Genomic DNA, 19,513 nt, shown 5'->3' on the forward strand with positions numbered 1-19,513 from the left:
TAGCCCTCTCCCTCCGGGAGAGGGCTAGGGTGAGGGGCTCTTTCAGGGATTGCTCACCAGGCTCAGCCAATCGGTGAACAGCTTCACTTTCGACAGGCCTTGCTTGTCATTCGCCACATCCAGCCAATAGCCATAAGGCCCGATCACTTCAATCGGAGTGATCGGCACCAGGCTGCCGTTGGCCAACTCCTTCTCGATCATCTGCCGATCAATCACCGCCAGTCCGCCACCCGCCAGTGCGGTGTGAATCACCTGATCGAGTGTGCTGAATTCCAAGCCTTGTCCCGCATCGATATCCTCTCGCCCCATCGCCGCCAGCCAGTTCTCCCAGACCTTCAGACGCTTGCCGTCATGCAGAATGTGCAACAACGGAAACTCGTGCAGGTCTGGCGCTTGATCGCCGTTAAACAGCTCCGGACTGGCCACCGCAATATGCCGTTCCATGACCAATAGCTGACTGGCGCAGTGCGTTGACGCGGCGAGGCCAAAACGAATGTGGCAATCGATGTCCGCGAGGCTGTCGTGACTGGCCTGATTGGTCACGCTGAGGCTGATGTCGGGGTAGCGCTGGCAGAACGCGCGCAGGTGTGGCGACAGCCAGCGCGTGGCCCAGGTCGGTGGGGCGAGTACGCGCAGGCGCTGGCGCAGATTGGGCACGCGTACCGCTTGCAGGGCGCGTTCCATATGATCGAAGGCTTCGGCCAGATGCGGTTTGAGATTGCTGCCGGCTTCGGTCAGCGAGAGGCCTTGCGGGGTGCGCACGAACAGCGCGACGCCGAGGTAGTCTTCGAGTTGTTTGATCTGACGACTGACTGCGCCCTGGGTGACGTTAAGGCCGAGTGCGGCCTGGCTGAAGCTGCGATGACGCGCGACTTCTTCGAACACGCGCAGGGTGTTGAGGGAGGGCAGTTGACGCATGGAGGCAGAACCCCGGATCGAGCGTTTGGCTCGGTTTGTTTTTGTAGGTTTTGTTTGTAGGGGGTATCTGACTATTGGTGAGGGTTTGATGCAAGTGGAGTTTGTGCGGGCGCCTTCGCGAGCAGGCTCGCTCCTACCCTGGAATGCATTCCAATGTGGGAGCGAGCCTGCTCGCGATAGCTATTTCATGAATTCGAACAATCTGGATCAGAAGTAGTAACCAACGTTCACATACACCTGGTTCTCCCACTGATCCAGCCCACCCGCAGCCAGACTCTGGGTGTAACTGCTGCCGCCAATGTACGGATCATTCCGACCAAACAACCACTCGGCCGCGACCCACAATTTGCTCACCGAAAACGAGCTGCCGAGGATCATCCGCTCTGACGTCTTGTAGCCGCTGGCGGATTTGTCGAAGGCGCTGTAGTTGGCGTAAAGCTTGACCCCGCTGACCTGATCAAAGAGGTATTTGCCTCCGACGTCATAGCTCAGGTCGGCCACGTACAGATTGCCGCGACTGGCGACGTTGTAGGTGCCGTCGTAGCCGCCGAGGGTGACCACTTCATCACTGCCGGGATTGCGCGGCGACATCTGTTGCCGCGCCGCTTGCAGTTGCACGCCCCAAGGCCCGTTCTTGCCCAGATAGTGGATGGCTACGGCGTTGCGCCGGCCATCGTTGTGGGTGTCGCGGTTCTGCAGGCTGGAAGTCAGGCCGGAGACGCCGACCTCGGATTTCCACGGGCCCAGATCGAGTGTCTTGGCCACGCGCAGCACCACGGTGTTGCGTTCCTGGTTGTCGCTGCCATCGGCGACATAGCTGTCGGCCTCGGAGACGATGCTGGAGTAGCTCACGCCATTGCTGGTGCCTTTGCCTTGCCACGCCGGGCGCAGGTAGTAACCGGCCTGGACGTTCCAGTCGCCACTTTGCTGGATGTACTTGGCGCCGACCTGTTGCACGTCTTCGAGGCCGATAACGTTGCCAAGGGTTTCGTAGAAGGTGCTGCCGAAGTACGGCTGCAAGCCGAACGGCACGGTGTTCAGGCCGACCTGCACTTGCTGATCGGGATTGAATTTGTAGCCGACCCACGCGAACTTGGCGAACTGGATGTCGCCGTAGTTTTTCGTGTACTGGTAGGGATACGAACGACCGTAAAAGCGGTACTGCGCTTCACCGATCCAGCTGTCGGAATTGTACTTGGCACTGAGGAATACCGTGTCGAGACCGAACTTCTGAATGTCGCGATCCGGGTCCAGGTCCCAGCGCGCACGAATGGCGCCGCCCAGATCAAGATTGTCGGTGACCTGCACAGCCATCGCCGGAGCGGCAATGCTGCAGAACAGGACGATGGACGTGGTGCGCAAGCGAAAGGAAGCAGAGAAGGGCATGGAGCAGCTCTCGATTGTTTTTATTAGAGATGCCGCGCAGTTTTGCCATCCGCTGGTGGTTGAACAAACGATAAAAACGGTGAGTAAACCTGCATGGAATGCATGTTACTCGCAAATTCCTGTAGGACAGTCCGGCACAGTCGTGGGATGCTTTGTGCCCTGTCAGTGGTTTTCGAGTGCCTTGATATGAAACGCAAAATGCCCGGCCTGAACGCACTCAAAGCGTTCGAGGTGGCCGGCAGCACCGGTAGTTTTACCCGCGCCGCCGAGTTGCTCAATGTCACCCAAAGCGCCGTCAGCCGGCAGGTGCGGCAATTGGAAGAACAGCTCGGCGAGAGTTTGCTGGAGCGCCGCCATCACCATTTGGAGCTGACCGGTGCCGGCAAGATTCTCCTGCGGGCATTGCACCAGTCATTCGACAAGATCGAGCTGACAGTGCGCAGTATTCAGCAGAAAACCCACTCCAACCGCTTGCACATCAACGCACCGCCCACCTTTACCAGCCGCTGGTTGATGCCGCGTCTGGGGCGTCTGCGCGAACAGCATCCGGAGCTGGAATTGAGCATCACCACGCGCTTGCAGGACAGCCTCGCGGAAACCAGCACGCTTGATTGTGCGATCCGTTTTGGCGACGGCGAGTGGGACGGTCTCGACAGTTCATTGTTGATTCAGGAGCGCCATATCGCCGTGTGCGCCCCCTCTCTGTATGCCCGTGAAAGTGGCGAGTCGGGCATTGATCTCAATCGCCTGACGTTGTTGCACGTATTGGCCAAGGAGGATCAGCGTTATCTGACCTGGAAACATTGGCTCGATGCGGCGCGGATCACCGGCGTGGATACCCAGGGCGGCTACGAGTTCGATCTGCTGGATCTGGCGATTCGGGCGGCGACCGATGGTCTGGGCATCACCATAGCCGACTGGCACATGGTCGCTGCGGAACTGGCCAGCGGGCAGTTGACGCAAGTGCTGAATGTGCATGTGGAGGGGCACCAGTCGTATTGGCTGGTGACCCGGCCGGAGCAGACCGAGATGCCGCAGTTGCAGGTTTTTTCGCAATGGCTGCAAGAGGAAATCTGGCTGGCGCAGCGCCAGTTAGAGCCCTCGACCGCTGCTATCTGAATCAGCCCAGATTCCCTTGTAGGAGTGAGCCTGCTCGCGATGGCGGTGTATCAGCGAAAAATAGGTGGCTGACACACCGCCATCGCGAGCAGGCTCACTCCTACAGGGGATTTGTGCCGATGCGGGGGTAACCTGCATTTTTCGAATGTTTAACCGCCCGATAAATCGTTTGTTCAACCCGCCATCGATGACAAGACTGGTGGCATTGATAAAAACAAACGATGGGCGATGCACATGCGAATCGAGCGAAATTTTGTTAACGGCCAATTTATCGAGCCTGCCAGCGCGGCGCTGATCGCGGTCTACAACCCTGCTACCGAAGCGTTGCTCGGCCATGTGTCGGGTGCCACCGCCGAAGAAGCCACCGCGGCGGTCGATGCGGCGGCAGCGGCACAAAAGGTCTGGGGCAAACTCACCAGCATCGAGCGCGCCGAACATCTGCGAGCCTTGGCCGCCGCCCTTGAAGATTGCGCTGAAACCATCGGTGCCGCACTGGCCGCCGAATCCGGCAAAAGCGTCAGCGATGCCAGCAACGAAGCCCGTTACGCCGCGCAGATCACTCGTTACCACGCAGAGTGGGCGCGCCGTATCGAAGGCGAAATCATCCCCAGCGACAGCCCTGACGAAAACCTGTTTCTGCACCGCGAGCCGATCGGCGTCGTTGCCTGCCTAATCCCGTTCAACTACCCGGTTTACACGTTGCTGCGCAAAATCGCCCCGGCACTGATCGCCGGTAACACCGTGGTGGTGCGCCCGAGCAACAACACGCCGACCTCGGCATTTGAAATTGCCAAAGCGGTGCAGCAATCGGGCATGCCGGCCGGTGTGATCAACATCCTGACCATGGATCACGCCACGGCAGCGGCCGTTTGCACTCATAAGGCCGTGGGCCTTATTACCCTGACCGGCAGCGTCAACGCCGGGCGCATCGTTCTCGATTATTGCAAGGCAAACATCGCCAAACCTTCGCTGGAATTGGGTGGCAAGACCCCGGCGATCATCGAAGCGGATGCCGACCTGGAAGCGGCCGCGACAGCAATCATCGCGTCGAAAACCACGCATTGCGGCCAGTTGTGCACGGCGGTAGAGCGTGTCTATGTGCAGGAAAGTGTCTACGACCGGTTCCTCGCACTGCTCAAGGCCAAAATCGCTGAAGTGAAATTCGGCGACCGCGCCACCGACGCCAACCTGATGGGACCGCTGGTCAACGCCAGTTCGCAGCGGAACATCCACGCTTTGGTCGAGCGCGCCATCGCTGACGGCGCAATCCTCGAAAGCGGTGGCGTGCTGCCGCAAGGCCCGGGGCATTTCTACCCGCCGACGCTGCTCAGCGGTTGCCGTCAGGACATGGAAATCGTTCAGGAAGAAATCTTCGGCCCGGTGCTGCCGGTACTCAAATACCGCGACATCGACGAAGCGCTGGCCATGGCCAACGATCATCAGTTCGGTCTGTCGTCGGTGCTCTACACCGAGAACTACCGCACCGCACAGAAAGTCGCCAACGCCATCGAGGCCGGCGAGTTGTACGTCAATCGCACCCCGGCCGACCCGTATCAGGGCTACCACGCCGGCTGGAAACGCTCGGGCCTGGGCGGCGATGACGGCAAGCACGGCATGCTCGAATTCACCCAGACCCGACTCGTGGTCATGAAGTACTGATCCACCGCAACACGCCTCACGCTGCACCTATAAAAACAATTATCAGGGGCGCCCGGAGCACGGGTCGCCCGAGGTCACTTCAATGTCCAAGCATGCATCCTCTGCTGCCGCTGTTCAGGGTTCCACGTCGGCTGTGAAAAGCCAGAGCGACAAGGGAAGTCGCTATTTCCAATTGATGTTGCTGGTGCTCGCCGCCGGCGCAATCTATCCGATTCTCTATCTTCGTCAGGTCTATCAAACGACCATGCTCGAGGTGTTCCAGATCAACCACAGCGAGCTGGGTTATCTGTACTCGATGCTCGGCACGATTTTTCTGCTCAGCTACTTGCCTAGCGGTTGGCTGGCCGACCGCATTGCGCCGCGCTTTCTGATTTTCTTCTCGCTGGTGGCCACTGGTGCTCTGGGCCTTTGGTACTCGACGGCACCGTCGATGAGCGGGCTGATGATCATCTTCGGTTGCTGGGGGGTGACCACCGGTTTGACCTTTTGGGCCTCGGTGCTCAAGCGCGTGAAGATGATTGCTCATCACACGGAACAGGGCCGGTTCTTTGGGATTCTCGACGGTGGTCGCGGGCTGGTTGAGGCGTTGCTGGCGACGGTCGCGCTGGGTCTGTTCGCGTTTGCCACGGAGACCCGGGGCGAGTCGACCGCCGAAGGCTTCAAACACGTGGTTTATCTGTATGCCTTCACCTGTATCGCCATCGGCTGCTTGCTGGTGCTGATCAAGGACCCGAAGTCGATGGAAGACACGCCCGCGGTGGAGAAGGGCAAGTTCAATCTGCTCAGCGATCTGGGCACGCTGGTGAAGATCCCGGAGCTGTGGCTGGTGACCGCCATCGTGTTCTGCGGGTATCACATCTTCTGGGCGACCTACAGTTTCTCCGATTACTTGCAAGGCAGCGGCATGACGGCGGTCATGGCCGGCACCATCACCACGATCAAGTTGTGGATGCGCCCGATCGGCGGCATCGGTGGCGGCTGGCTGGGCGACAGGTTCTCGAATATCTCGGTGCTGATCGTCGCGCTGCTGCTGGCCAGTCTGGCCATCGTCGGGCTTATCGTATTCCCCGCGCTCAACAGCATTGGCCTGTTGATTGCCACGGTGATTTTCATCGGCCTGATGACTTACGCGATTCGTGGTCTGTACTGGGCGATTCTCGACAGCTGCAACATTCCGCTGCGCATCACCGGTCTGGCCATCGGTATCGTCTCGGTGGTCGGTTACATGCCGGATGCCTTTATCCCGCTGATCAACGGCTACCTCACCGAGCACTTTCCCGGCGCCCTCGGCTACAAGCTCTACTTCGGCTACATCGCGACTATCGGTCTGATCGGCACCCTCGCTGCCGTGACCTTGCGTGCCCGAATCAATCGTCAATCTTCGAAAAAAGCAGGTGCCTGAGATGAAAATCATCGCCCTTGAAACCCATATCGTTGCCGTACCGCCACCGCACATCGGCGGCATGTACTGGCTGTTCGTCAAGCTGAAGACCGATTGTGGCATTGAAGGTGTCGGCGAGATCTACGCCGCGACCTTCGGCCCGAAAGCCATGTTGCCGATCATTGAGGACGTGTTCGAACGCTACCTGCTCAATCACGATCCGCACCACATCGAGCGCTTCTTTCGCCAGGCGTATTCCAGCGGATTCACCCAGCGTCCCGATCTGACCATGATGGGCGTGGTCAGCGGTCTGGAGATGGCCTGCTGGGACATCATCGGCAAAGCCGCGAACAAACCGGTTTACGAGTTGCTCGGCGGCAAGGTCAATGAACGTCTGCGTTCCTACACCTACCTGTACCCCATCAACAGCCGTGGCGAGTACGACTACGACGACCCGGATCTGGCCGCCGAGTGCGCGATAGAGAACATGAACAAGGGCTTCACCGCCGTGAAGTTTGATCCGGCCGGCCCTTACACCGCGTACTCCGGGCACCAGATTTCGCTGGAAGTGCTGGAGCGATGCGAAACCTTCTGCCGCAAGATTCGCGAAGCAGTCGGCGACAAGTGCGACCTGCTCTTCGGTACCCACGGGCAGATGGTGCCCTCGTCGGCAATCCGCCTGGCCAAGCGTCTGGAGAAATACGACCCGCTGTGGTTCGAAGAGCCAGTGCCGCCGGGACAGGAAGAGGCCATGGCGCAGGTCGCGGCGAAGACCAGCATCCCGATCGCCACTGGCGAGCGCCTGACCACCAAGTACGAATTCTTCAAGCTGTTGCAGGCTGGCGGCGCGTCGATTCTGCAGATGAACGTGGCGCGCTGCGGCGGTCTGCTCGAAGCCAAGAAGATCGCCAGCATGGCCGAAGCCTACTACGCGCAAATCGCCCCGCACTTGTACAACGGGCCGATTGGCGCGGCGGCGAGTTTCCAGTTGGCGACCTGTACGCCGAATTTCCTGATTCAGGAAAGCATCGAGACGTGGGGTGGCTTCCACGCGCAAGTGCTGACCAAACCGTTGCAGTGGGAGGACGGCTACATCATTCCGTCCACCGAGCCGGGCCTGGGGGTTGAGCTGAACATGGACGTGGTGCGCAAGCATTCGCCGTACACCGGCGAGCGTTTGCACCTGCAGATGGCGCCGACCCCGGTGGACGTGAAAGACAGCTCACCAGCTCGCGGCTGACACAGGCTTTGATTGCCAGGCCAGTCCCCTGTGGGCGTGAGCTCGCTCGCGAACCGACGGGGTGTCAGGCAATGAAAATGCGAGCTGACAGGCAGTCTTCGCGAGCAAGCTCGCTCCCACAAGGGCGGCGAATTTTGTACAACGACTTACGCGGTAACCGTGCATGACATACGACTACATCATCGCTGGCGCCGGCGCCGCTGGCTGCGTGCTGGCCAACCGGCTCTCGGCCTCGGGCCAATACACCGTGCTGTTGCTGGAAGCGGGCGGCAAGGACAGTTCCCTGTGGTTCAAGATTCCGGTCGGCTTCGCCAAAATGTATTACAACCCGACCTTCAACTGGATGTATTACAGCCAGCCACAGAAACAACTGAGCAACCGCGAAATCTACGCACCGCGCGGCAAGGTGCAGGGCGGCTCCGGCTCGATCAACGCGATGATCTACGTGCGCGGCCAGGCTCATGATTTTGATGATTGGGCCGCCAATGGCAACGACGGCTGGGGCTTCAAGGACGTGTTGCCGTACTTCCGCAAACTGGAAAATCATCCACTGGGTGACAGCGAATATCACGGTGGCAGCGGCCCGATCAGTATTACGCCGATGAAGGGCCAGACCCATCCGATCTGCGATGTATTTCTTGAGGGCTGCTCGGAACTCGGCTATCCGCGCAGTGAAGATTTCAACGGAGCGAAGTTCGAAGGGGCGGGTCTCTACGACGTCAACACCAAGAACGGTCAGCGCTGCTCCAGCAGCTTCGCGCATCTGCATCCAGCACTGAAGCGGCCGAACCTGACGGTCGAGCACTTCGCGCTGGTGGATCGGGTGTTGTTTGATGACGCGCAACAACAGGCGACCGGGATCTCGATTACTCAGCATGGCGTGGTACGAACCTTTACTGCACGCAAGGAAGTGATCTTGTGTGCAGGTGCCGTCGACACACCGAAGATCCTGCAACTGTCCGGCGTGGCGGATCGTGAGCTTCTGGCCAAACATCAGATTCCCTTGGTCAAACACCTGCCGGCAGTCGGGCAGAACCTGCAGGATCACCTGTGCACCAGCTATTACTACAAGGCCAATATCCCGACGCTCAACGATGAACTGAGTTCGCTGTTCGGTCAGTTCAAACTCGGCGTGAAATACCTGCTGACGCGCAAGGGCGCCTTGGCCATGAGCGTCAATCAGGCCGGTGGTTTTTTCCGTGGCGACGCGCAGCAGAATCACCCGAACCTGCAGCTGTATTTCAACCCGCTGTCGTACCAGATCCCGAAAAACAACAAGGCCAGCCTCAAGCCTGAGCCGTATTCCGGCTTTCTGCTGTGCTTCAATCCGTGCCGGCCGACCAGCCGTGGGTATATCGAAATCGCCTCGAAAAATCCCCGGGACGCGGCGCTGATCGATCCGAATTACCTGAGCACGCAAAAGGATATCGACGAGGTGATACAAGGCAGTCGCCTGATGCGCAAGATCATGAATGCGCCGGCGCTAAAGGCCATTACCGTTGACGAGGTTTTGCCTGGGCCGGCGGTAGAAACAGACGAACAGATGTTGCAGTACTTCCGCGATAACTGTGGCTCGATCTATCACCTCTGCGGTTCGTGCGCGATGGGCGTTGACGAGCAGACGTCGGTGGTCGACAAGCGGCTGAAGGTGCACGGTTTCCAAGGGCTGCGGATTGTTGATGCGTCGATCTTTCCGAACGTGACATCGGGCAATACTCACGCGGCGGTGTTGATGGTGGCGGAGAAGGGCGCGGATCTGATTTTGCAGGATGCGTAATGAGTGGTGACAGTTGCGCGTGAGGGTTTTCAGCCGTGTGCACTAGGCTTTTGAGGGGCGGTCGATAGTCAGATCGGCCGGTCTTTCAAGGAGCCTCGGATCATGGATGATCTGGTCAAAGAAGTAATTCCGCTGTTGCAGTACCTGATTCCCGGTTTTTTGTCGGCGTGGATTTTTTATTCGCTGACGGCTTTCAGACGACCCGATACGTTCGGGCAGATTGTCCAGGCGCTGATTTTTACATTTGTGATTCAGGGAGCGGTTTTGGGGATTGGGGCGATGTGTTTGTGGGTAGGCTCGAAAGGCTTTTCTGTAGGACGTTGGGATGCCAAGGCCGAAACAATTTGGGCATTCGTTGTGTCGGTGACGCTCGGGTTGCTTTCCTGCTACCTGGCCACGAATGACAAATTGCATGGCTGGTTACGCAGTCGAAATGTCACGAAACAAACTTCCTACCCCAGCGAATGGTTCAGCGTTTTTGCCCAACATCATCGTCTGGTCACGCTACATTTGAACGATGAAAGGCGCGTTTTTGGCTGGCCCGTGGAGTGGCCACCGGAATCCAGCAGTGGCCAGTTCGTGATGCAGAATCCCTGTTGGCTGGATGCCGAAGGGGCAGAAGTGCCTTTTGGCGCTGAGTTTTTGCTGATAGATTCCGGCAAGGTCAAGTGGGTCGAATTCGGCCCGAAATCGGAGGTTTCTTTATGACAGCCAGAGCACCGCAACCAATGCCGGAATGGGTAGCGCGTCGTTACACGAAAGATGGCAAGCCAGTGGCAAATGCGCAGCCTAGAGCACCGAGCGCTCCACCACCGCTGAAGAGCTAGTATTTCCTTAGCCCCAACCCTCAGCCACCGCCCGGCGAATTGCTTCCAGCAACATCGCAAACGCCGGGTTGTCGTTGTTCTCGCGCCAGATCAGATGCAGCTCGCTCTGCACGCCTTCACCCAGATCGATATCGCGAAATACCACATTCTTGAACACCACACTGGTGGCGCAGCGCGGTACCAGCGCCAGGCCCATCCCGGCATTCACCAGTGCCAGAATCGTCAACGATGAGCCCAGCCACTGCACATAATCCGGCGCAACCCGAGCCGAGCGCAGCATTCCGGTGAGCAATTCGTTGAATGGCGGATACGCGGCATGGGAGTACATCAGGAACGGTTGTTTATCCAGATCACTGACCGCCACTTCAGCCGCCGACGCCAATGGGTGTCCGCTCGGCACCGCCAGTACAAACGGTTCGCGCACCAGGCATTCAGTCGCGTAGCCAGGCTCCAATAGCGGCGCGCGGGCGATGCCCAAATCGATGCGTCGCGCGCGCAGGGCTTCGTGCTGCTGGTAAGTGTTCATCTCCGACAGATCGATTTTCACCTGCGGTTGTTTCAGGCGCGCCTCGGCAATCACCTTAGGCAGAAATTCATACACCGCGCTGCCGACAAAACTGATGTTCACCGTACCGATGTCGCCCTCTGCGAACCGTCGGGCAGTGACGGCTGCTTGCTGTGCGCGCTCCAGCAGGTTCTGTGCTTCGACGAAGAACGCCCGACCGGCAGCCGTTAGCGCGACGCTACGAGTGCTGCGGGTAAACAGTTCGACGCCGAGGTGATGCTCGAGCAATTGAATCTGCCGGCTCAGTGGCGGCTGGGTCATGTTCAGTCGCTCAGCGGCGCGGCGAAAGTTGAGTTCGGTGGCGACCGTGGTGAAGCAGCGCAGTTGAGTCAGTTCGAACATTGATCTAATCCGGGTATCAATCGAATGCCAAGTTAGATTAGACGGGATCAATGACCCCGTCCATGATCGGCCCATCGCTTTACGCCATCCCTAAAAAAACAAGATCGGGAGTCGCCCCTTGAAAACCCTCCAGAGTCCGCTGGACGTCACGGTGCTTGCCCGTGCCGCCGCCAAGGTCAAGCGCCACGTGCTGCCGCTGTTCGTGGTGATGTTCATCGTCAACTACATCGATCGGGTCAACATCGGTTTCGTGCGCAGCCACATGGAAACCGACCTCGGCATCGGTGCGGCGGCTTACGGCCTCGGTGCCGGTTTGTTCTTTGTTGGCTACGCGCTGTTCGAAGTGCCGTCCAACATGCTCCTGCAACGTTACGGCGCACGGGTCTGGCTGACGCGGATCATGTTCACCTGGGGCGCGGCCGCCATGGCCATGGCGTTCGTTAGAGGTGAAACCAGTTTCTATGTGCTGCGCTTTATTCTCGGCGCGGCCGAAGCAGGGTTCTTTCCGGGGATCATTTATTACTTCACCCAATGGCTGCCAGCCTCCGAGCGCGGCAAGACCATGGCGGTGTTTCTCAGCGGTTCGGCGATTGCTTCGGTGATCTCCGGCCCGGTGTCCGGTGCGTTGCTGCATATCAGTGGCCTGGGTTTGCATGGCTGGCAGTGGATGTTCCTGATCGAGGGTGCCGCATCGGTGGTGCTCTGCGCATTTGTCTGGTTCTGGGTGCAATCGCATCCGCGTCAGGCCAAGTGGCTGAGCGAAGAGGAACGCGAAGCGCTGGTGGCGGCGATTGCCGAGGAGCAGCGTGCTCGTGAGGCGGTGCAAGTGGCCAAACCGTCGATGTTCAAGCTGTTGGCGGATCGGCAGATTGCGCTGTTCTGTTTCATCTACTTCTCCATTGCCCTGACCATTTACGGCGCGACGTTCTGGCTGCCGAGCATGATCAAGAAGATGGGCAACCTCGGTGACTTCCAGGTCGGCCTGCTCAATTCGATTCCGTGGATCATTTCGATTGTTGCTATGTATGGTTTCGCGGCGATGGCCGGCAAGTGGAAATTCCAGCAGGCCTGGGTCGCGCTGACACTGGTGATCGCGGCGATCGGCATGTTCATGTCGACCACTGGCGGGCCGATCTTCGCCTTCGTTGCCATCTGTTTCGCCGCCATCGGCTTCAAGGCTGCGTCGGCGTTGTTCTGGCCGATTCCGCAAAGCTATCTGGATGCGCGCATTGCCGCTGCAGTGATCGCGTTGATCAACTCCATCGGCAACCTCGGCGGCTTCGTTGCACCGACGGCGTTCGGCATCCTCGAAGAAACCACCGGCTCCATCGAGGGCGGTCTTTATGGCCTGGCGGCGACGTCACTGGTCGCTGCGGTGGTGATCTTCTTTGCTCGCACGGCCCCGGGTGCCAAGGGTAAAACTCCGGCAAAGCCCCATGACGAGACCGCCGTTGTCGCGACGGCCAGACCGGCCGCGAGCCATTGAATTGATTGTTGATCTGTCAGGAGCGTTATCTTGAAAATCACCCGTGTCACCGTGACCCCGATTGCCTTTCGTGATCCGCCGCTGCTCAACGCCAGCGGCATCCACGAACCGTTTGCCCTGCGTTCGATCATCGAGATCGAAAGCGATAACGGCTACATCGGCCTCGGCGAAAGCTATGGCGATGCCCCGGCGCTGGCGATCCAGCAGCAGTTGCAGGGGCAACTGATCGGCCTCGACCCGTTCAACCTCAACCAGTTGCGCGCGATCGTGCAGGCCACCGTTGCCGCGAACAAACCTGCAAGCATTGCTGGTGCCGAACTGGCGCCCGGTTCCCACGCCAGTAAAGCAGTGAGCAATGCCTATTCGGCGTTCGAAGTGGCGTTCCTCGATTTGCAGGCGCATTACCTCAATGTGCCGCTGGTGGATCTGCTCGGCGGTGCCATTCGCGATGAAGTGCCGTTCAGCGCCTACCTGTTCTTCAAGTATGCGCAGCATGTTGATTCGCCGTACAAACCGGACAATTGGGGCGAGGCGCTCAGCGAGCAGCAGATCGTCGCCCAAGCCGCGCGGATGATCGAGGCGTACGGTTTCAAGAGCATCAAGCTCAAGGCCGGCACCTTGCCGCCGGAGCATGAGGTGGCGTGCATCAAAGCGTTGAAAAAGGCTTTTCCCGGTTACCCGTTGCGCATCGATCCGAACGGCAACTGGTCGCTGGAAACCTCGATTCGCATGGCCGAGTTGCTCGGCGATGATTTGCAGTATTACGAAGACCCGACCCCGGGCCTCGACGGCATGGCCGAACTGCACAAGCGTACTGGTCTGCCGCTGGCGACCAATATGGTGGTCACCGATTTCGACGAGTTCCGTCGCAGCGTTGCGCAGAACAGTGTGCAGATCGTGCTTGCCGATCACCATTACTGGGGTGGCCTGCGCGACACGCAGACGCTGGCGAAGATGTGCGATGTGTTCGGTCTCGGTGTGTCGATGCATTCCAATTCACACCTGGGTATCAGCCTGATGGCGATGGCGCATGTCGCGGCGGCGGTGCCGAATCTGGATTACGCCTGCGACACCCATTACCCGTGGCAGGAGCCGGATGAGGAGGTGATCAAGGGTGGCAAACTGCCGATTGTCGATGGTTGCGTGAAGATCACCCGCGCGCCGGGGCTTGGGCTGGAGCTGGACCGGGATCAGTTGGGCAAGCTGCATGATCAGTACCTGACGTGCGGGATTCGTCAGCGCGATGATGTGCGGCAGATGCAGCGCTACAAGCCGGACTGGAGGGCGGTTAAACCGAGATTTTGATGTCGTGCTCGCTGGCCTCTTCGCGAGCAAGCTCGCTCCCACATTTGATCTGTGGCGTTCACAAATCCTTTGTGGGAGCGAGCTTGCTCGCGAAGGGGGCGACTCATTCCTTCAGAGTGTATGCACCAGCCAATCCCGAAACGCTTTCAGCGACGGCAAATTCTCATTTCGTGGCGGATACACCAGGTAATAGCTGCGGCGACTGGTAATCGCCTCACCCAGCTGCAGCAGCTCACCCTTCAACAACTCATCCTCAACCAGAATTCGCGGCACCAACCCCACACCAATATTGGCCCGCACTGCCTGAATCAAGTGCGAAGTCATTTCAAAGCTCGGCCCGATACGCATGCTGCGGTGCGGCAGACCTTGATGGCTGAACCACTCCGCCCACGCCTGGGCATTGCTGCTGACATTGAGCAGCAGTTGCCCGGCGATGTGTTGTTCGGCGTCGTCGCGTTCGGCGTCGGACAGCTGCGCACTGGCAATCACCACCAATTCTTCCGTGTGCAGGGGCAGGGCGGTCAGCCCCGGCCAGTCACCACCGCCGACACAGATTGCCGCATCGATTTCGCTGGTATCGAAATCAATCGCTTCGATCCGCGAATGCAAATGCACGGTCATACCCGGGTGCGCGGTGTAGAAATCCTTGAGTCGCGGCAATAGCCACTTCGAACCGAAAGTCGGCAGCGTTGCCAGGCGCAAGCTGTGAATGCCCGAACCAAACGCCATGGCCTGCAACGTCGCGCTGCGAATCTGCCCAAGCGCTTCAGCAAGTTCGCGCTGATACATGCGTCCGACATCGGTCAGCACCACTTGCCGGCCTTCGCGCGTGAACAGGCGCATGCCGAGCATTTTCTCGAGAATCTGCACCTGACGGCTGACCGCACTCTGCGTCAGCGACAGTTCATGAGCAGCGCGGGTGTAGCTTTCGTGGCGTGCGGCGGCCTCGAAAGCCAGCAATAACGACATGGAAGGCGTGAGCGTGCGCGGATTCATTCGTAAAAGTCATCAATAGCGGGTCGAATTTACGGTTGTCCCGGCGTTCGCCAGCAATGAACATGGACACCATGAGATGGCGGAGCCTGACGCAATCATTCGTTGCGTACAACTGTTCACCGCCACGCGGCCCGATTTGACCGAGATAACCTGACCGATGATTGCCCAGCTGTCCCCCGCCAAAGCCCTGACCAGCGATTACCAGCAGTTCCTCAAAGCCCTGAAAGCCAGCGGCTTTCGCGGTGAAATCAGCGCCGATTACGCCAGCCGTGTCGTGCTGGCGACCGACAACTCGATCTATCAGCGCCTGCCGCAAGCGGCGGTGTTTCCGCTGGACGCTGATGACGTGGCGCGGGTGGCGCGGCTGATCGCCGAACCGGCCTATCAACAAGTGGTGATCACCCCGCGCGGTGGCGGCACCGGCACCAACGGCCAATCGCTGACGGACGGCATCGTCGTCGACCTGTCGCGGCACATGAACCGCATTCTGGAGATCAACGTTGAAGAGCGCTGGGTGCGGGTGCAGGCCGGAGTGGTCAAGGATCAGCTCAACGCCGCGCTGAAATCCACCGGGCTGTTTTTCGCCCCGGAATTGTCGACCTCCAACCGCGCCACCGTCGGCGGCATGATCAACACCGATGCCAGTGGTCAGGGCAGTTGCACCTATGGCAAGACCCGCGACCATGTGCTCGAACTCGACATGATCTTGCGCGGCGGTGAGCGCCTGCACGGGCAGCCTCTTGCGGAAAGCGAACTCGAAGCCCTGTGCGCCCGCGAAGATCGCGTCGGTGAAGTCTACCGTTGCGCCCGGCAGATCATTGATGAGCAGGGCGAGCTGATCAAACAGCGTTTCCCCGATCTCAACCGTTGCCTGACCGGTTATGACCTCGCACACCTGCGTGAGGCGGACAATCGCTTCAACCTCAACAGCGTGCTGTGCGGTGCCGAAGGCTCGCTGGGATTTGTCGTCGAAGCGCGGCTGAACGTACTGCCGATTCCCAAACACACGATGCTGGTGAACATCCGCTACGCCGGGTTCATGGACGCACTGCGCGACGCCCGCGCCTTGATGGCGCTCAAACCCTTGTCGATCGAAACCGTTGACTCGAAAGTCTTGCTGCTGGCGATGCAGGACATCGTCTGGCACGGCGTCGCCGAGTATTTCCCGGAAAGCGCCGAGCGGCCGACCCTGGGCATCAACCTGGTGGAGTTCTGCGGCGACGATCCTGAAGAGCTGCGAGGTCGGGTCGAGGCGTTCGTCGAGCACTTGAGCAGCGACCGCACAGTCGAGCGTTTGGGCCACACGCTGGCGGTCGGGCACGCTGCGGTAAACAAGGTCTACGGCATGCGCAAACGCGCGGTAGGCCTGCTCGGCAACGTTGCCGGTGAAGCGCGGCCGCAGCCGTTTGTGGAAGACACCGCGGTACCGCCGCAGCACTTGGCCGAGTACATCGCTGAATTGCGCGACCTGCTCGACAGCCACGGTTTGCAATACGGCATGTTCGGTCACGTCGATGCAGGCGTGCTGCACGTGCGGCCGATCCTCGACATGAAAGATCCGCAGCAAGCGGCGCTGGTGCGTCCGGTGTCCGATGGTGTCGCCGCGCTGACCCAGCGTTACGGTGGCCTTCTGTGGGGCGAGCACGGCAAAGGCTTGCGCTCGGAATATGCGCCGGCCTTCTTCGGTGAACTGTACCCGGCGCTGCAAGCCTTGAAAGCCGCGTTCGACCCGTTCAATCAGTTCAACCCCGGCAAAATCGCCACCCCGGCCAACACTGGCGCAGCGCTGCTGAAAATCGACGAAGTCACTTTGCGCGGTGAACTCGATCGACAGATCGACGAAAAGGTCTGGCAGAGCTACGGCGCGGCCATGCACTGCAATGGCAACGGCGCCTGCTACAACTTTGACCCCGACGACGCCATGTGCCCGTCGTGGAAAGCCACCCGCGAGCGCGCTCAGTCGCCCAAGGGCCGTGCCTCGTTGATCCGCGAGTGGCTGCGTTTGCAGGGCGAGGCGGGTGTCGATGTGTTGTCCGAGGCGATTCGCAAGCCGGCGTTTTTCAGCACGTTGTGGCAGCGCTGGCGCAACAGTCGTGCGCAGGCCGAAGACTTCTCCCACGAAGTCTACGACGCCATGGCCGGTTGCCTGGCGTGCAAATCCTGCGCGGGACAGTGCCCGGTCAAGGTCAACGTGCCGGAGTTTCGTTCGCGCTTTCTCGAGCTGTATCACAGCCGTTATCTGCGCCCGGCGCGGGATTACCTGATCGCCTCGCTGGAATACAGCATCCCGTACATGGCGCGGATTCCGGCGCTGTATAACGGGTTGATGGGCGCTGCATGGGTTCGCGGGCTGCTGGAACGCGTCGGCGGCATGATCGATGTGCCGTTGCTCAGTCGCTTCGATTTCCACGCGGCGATGCGCCGTTGGCAAGTGCAGCCAGCGACGGTGTCGACCTTGGCGGCGCTGACTCCAGCGCAACGCGAACGCAGTGTGGTCATCGTGCAGGATGCCTTCACGCGCTACTTCGAAGCGCCGCTGTTGGCCGATCTGGTCGAGCTGATTTCGCGTCTGGGTTATCAGGTGTATCTGGCGCCGTTCAGCGCCAACGGCAAACCGCTGCACGTGCAGGGCTTCCTCTCGGCGTTCAACCGCGCGGCGCTGCGCAATGCCCGGCAGTTGCGCGAATTGGCGGACATCGGTGTGCCGTTGCTGGGCCTCGATCCGGCGATGACGCTGGTGTATCGCCAGGAATACCTGAAAGTCCCCGGCATGCAGCAATGCCCGGAGGTGGCGCTGGTGCAGGAATGGTTGCTCAAGGTCATGCCAGAGCAGGCGGCGCAGGATAAAACCGCCTCGTTCCGACTGCTCGCCCATTGCACCGAGAAAACCAACGCCCCGGCCGCGACTCGGCAGTGGGAACAGGTGTTCGAGCGCGCAGGGTTAAAACTGGCCACGCAAGCCACCGGTTGCTGCGGCATGTCCGGGACCTACGGCCACGAAGCGCGCAACCGCGAAACCTCAGCGGTGATCTACGAGCAGTCGTGGGCCCGTCAGGTGGCGGCGCCGGCAGAGCAGGGTGAAGCGTTGGCCACGGGGTATTCCTGCCGCAGTCAGGTCAAGCGCCAGTCGGATCAGGCACTGCGCCATCCGTTGCAGGTGTTGCTGACGGCTCTGCGTCGCTGAGTGGTTCATCGTCCGGAGCGTTGTCCCAGATCAGCCGAGGGTCGAAGCTCATTGCCGAGAGCATGGTCAGCACCACGACCATGCCGAAGAACAGGATGCCCGGTCGCGGTTCGATATCGCCCAGTGTCTGGAACTTCACCAACGCTGCGACCAGTGCGACCACCAGTACATCAAGCATTGACCAGTAGCCGATCAGCTCGACGAAGCGGAACATTTTCGAGCGCTCTCGGCGTGCCCAGCCACTGTCGCGTTGCACCGTGATCAACAACAGCGACAGGGCGACGAACTTGACGCCCGGCACGGCGATACTGGCAATAAAGATGATCAGTGCGATGTCCCACGCGCCATGCTGCCAGAACTCCAGCACGCCGCTCATGATCGTGCTGTCAGACCCGCTGCCAAGCATGGTGGTGTTCATCACCGGCAGCAGATTGGCCGGCACGTAAAACGCCAGCGCCGCGAGCATATAGGCCCAGGTGCGCGCCAGTGAATTGGTCTTGCGTCGATGCAGCGGCGCGTCGCAACGGGGGCATTCATGTGGCTCGTCGGTCATGTCGCAGGCCAGGCCACAGCTGTGGCACAGGCACAGGTTGAGTTCGCTGGCAGTCGCGGGTCGGTTCATGGAATATCCCATAGGTCGCGGATATCGCGGCCGGCAATCCTGATCATCATCAAACTCAGCACGGCCAATGCGAACAGGCCGATGCCGGGCAACACGTCGAGCAATCCCGCCAGTTTGAACACCGCGACCATCGCCCCCAGCAGGCACACTTCGAGCATGCTCCACGGCCGCAGGGTTTCCAGCCAGCGCATGCACAACTTGAACCCCGGTGCGCGTCGCGATGACAGCGCGAAGCTAAGCACCCAGGTCAGCAGGACCAGTTGAAATGCCGGGGCAATAATGATCGAAATTGCCGCGACCATCGCTATGAAGGTGATCGGCCCCTGACTCAGCGCCAGCACAGAATCCCACAGCGTCGCACTGTTTTTCAGGCCTTTGAGGCTGATGCTCATCACCGGATAGAAATTGGCAAACAGCCACAGCATCGCCGCCGTGAAGGTCAGGGCCAGGCGCTGTTCGACGGTCAAACCGTTGAAGCGCTGGAGCACGCCGCCACAACGCACGCACGAGGTTTTCTGGTGTTTGGCCAGCACGGCTTTTTCGTACACGCAGTCGCAGTGCTCGCAAATGATCAGGTGTTCGGTGTTGACCATGGACAACGCTCGACAACAGGCCGCAAGGGCAGGGGGACCTGATCACTATAGAAGCCTGAGGCTATTGGGCAACCTGGACGGTGTGATCGGCTGCGGTTTTCTGAGAATTGCTA

15 protein-coding genes are annotated in these 19,513 nt (G+C 59.7%); 9 read left to right on the plus strand and 6 right to left on the minus strand.

The annotated features are described in order from the left end of the window. Window positions 1-42: 42 nt before the first annotated feature. Complete coding sequence (locus AB4O01_RS02500; protein WP_093437416.1) at window positions 43-918, minus strand: LysR substrate-binding domain-containing protein; 876 nt, start codon at window positions 916-918, stop codon at window positions 43-45. A 207-nt stretch (window positions 919-1,125) separates the two neighbouring features. After that, a complete protein-coding gene (locus tag AB4O01_RS02505) occupies window positions 1,126-2,304 on the minus strand; it encodes a hypothetical protein (RefSeq protein ID WP_460090570.1) in 1,179 nt (392 codons plus the stop codon). A 186-nt stretch (window positions 2,305-2,490) separates the two neighbouring features. Between AB4O01_RS02505 and AB4O01_RS02510 the strand changes: the two genes are divergently transcribed. From AB4O01_RS02510 to AB4O01_RS02535, 6 genes are all read left to right on the plus strand, one after another. Continuing rightward, a complete protein-coding gene (locus tag AB4O01_RS02510) occupies window positions 2,491-3,423 on the plus strand; it encodes a LysR substrate-binding domain-containing protein (RefSeq protein WP_186623582.1) in 933 nt (310 codons plus the stop codon). Window positions 3,424-3,657: 234 nt separating this feature from the next. After that, window positions 3,658-5,082: an aldehyde dehydrogenase gene (gene aldA, locus AB4O01_RS02515; protein WP_320337195.1), complete on the plus strand. Its 1,425-nt coding sequence runs from the start codon at window positions 3,658-3,660 to the stop codon at window positions 5,080-5,082. 82 nt (window positions 5,083-5,164) lie between these two features. After that, on the plus strand, window positions 5,165-6,484 hold the full coding sequence (locus AB4O01_RS02520) for an MFS transporter (protein ID WP_093437433.1): 1,320 nt from the start codon (window positions 5,165-5,167) through the stop codon (window positions 6,482-6,484). A 1-nt stretch (window position 6,485) separates the two neighbouring features. Continuing rightward, window positions 6,486-7,703, plus strand: a complete 1,218-nt coding sequence (locus AB4O01_RS02525; RefSeq protein ID WP_116255444.1) for a mandelate racemase/muconate lactonizing enzyme family protein — start codon at window positions 6,486-6,488, stop codon at window positions 7,701-7,703. Window positions 7,704-7,866: 163 nt separating this feature from the next. Further along, the gene (locus AB4O01_RS02530) at window positions 7,867-9,480 is read left to right on the plus strand and encodes a GMC family oxidoreductase (RefSeq protein WP_460090571.1); all 1,614 of its coding nucleotides are present in this window, start codon (window positions 7,867-7,869) and stop codon (window positions 9,478-9,480) included. A 102-nt stretch (window positions 9,481-9,582) separates the two neighbouring features. Continuing rightward, window positions 9,583-10,188 carry a DUF6338 family protein gene (locus AB4O01_RS02535; RefSeq protein ID WP_460090572.1) on the plus strand — a complete coding sequence of 202 codons (606 nt, stop codon included), beginning with the start codon at window positions 9,583-9,585 and terminating at the stop codon, window positions 10,186-10,188. A gap of 126 nt (window positions 10,189-10,314) precedes the next feature. Here AB4O01_RS02535 and AB4O01_RS02540 read toward each other — a convergent pair whose 3' ends face one another. Beyond that, the gene (locus AB4O01_RS02540) at window positions 10,315-11,214 is read right to left on the minus strand and encodes a LysR family transcriptional regulator (protein ID WP_194934364.1); all 900 of its coding nucleotides are present in this window, start codon (window positions 11,212-11,214) and stop codon (window positions 10,315-10,317) included. A gap of 118 nt (window positions 11,215-11,332) precedes the next feature. Between AB4O01_RS02540 and AB4O01_RS02545 the strand changes: the two genes are divergently transcribed. Both AB4O01_RS02545 and AB4O01_RS02550 read left to right on the plus strand, forming a co-directional pair. Next, a complete protein-coding gene (locus AB4O01_RS02545) occupies window positions 11,333-12,700 on the plus strand; it encodes an MFS transporter (protein WP_460090574.1) in 1,368 nt (455 codons plus the stop codon). Between the two features lie 30 nt (window positions 12,701-12,730). Beyond that, window positions 12,731-14,005: a glucarate dehydratase family protein gene (locus AB4O01_RS02550; protein WP_427119367.1), complete on the plus strand. Its 1,275-nt coding sequence runs from the start codon at window positions 12,731-12,733 to the stop codon at window positions 14,003-14,005. A gap of 111 nt (window positions 14,006-14,116) precedes the next feature. Here AB4O01_RS02550 and AB4O01_RS02555 read toward each other — a convergent pair whose 3' ends face one another. Next, window positions 14,117-15,001, minus strand: a complete 885-nt coding sequence (locus AB4O01_RS02555) for a LysR substrate-binding domain-containing protein (RefSeq protein WP_093437464.1) — start codon at window positions 14,999-15,001, stop codon at window positions 14,117-14,119. Between the two features lie 157 nt (window positions 15,002-15,158). On the opposite strand from AB4O01_RS02555, the gene ydiJ reads away from it, so the two are divergent. After that, complete coding sequence (ydiJ, locus tag AB4O01_RS02560; RefSeq protein ID WP_460090575.1) at window positions 15,159-18,185, plus strand: D-2-hydroxyglutarate dehydrogenase YdiJ; 3,027 nt, start codon at window positions 15,159-15,161, stop codon at window positions 18,183-18,185. On the opposite strand, the gene AB4O01_RS02565 is transcribed toward ydiJ, so the two are convergent. Both AB4O01_RS02565 and AB4O01_RS02570 read right to left on the minus strand, forming a co-directional pair. Then, a complete protein-coding gene (locus AB4O01_RS02565) occupies window positions 18,118-18,807 on the minus strand; it encodes a paraquat-inducible protein A (RefSeq protein WP_186623606.1) in 690 nt (229 codons plus the stop codon). The two genes, ydiJ and AB4O01_RS02565, sit on opposite strands and share 68 nt — an antisense overlap. Continuing rightward, the gene (locus AB4O01_RS02570) at window positions 18,804-19,400 is read right to left on the minus strand and encodes a paraquat-inducible protein A (RefSeq protein ID WP_093437478.1); all 597 of its coding nucleotides are present in this window, start codon (window positions 19,398-19,400) and stop codon (window positions 18,804-18,806) included. Before AB4O01_RS02570 ends, AB4O01_RS02565 begins: the two co-directional genes overlap by 4 nt. Window positions 19,401-19,513: the final 113 nt, after the last annotated feature.

The organism is Pseudomonas sp. S2_E02 (genome assembly GCF_054668355.1).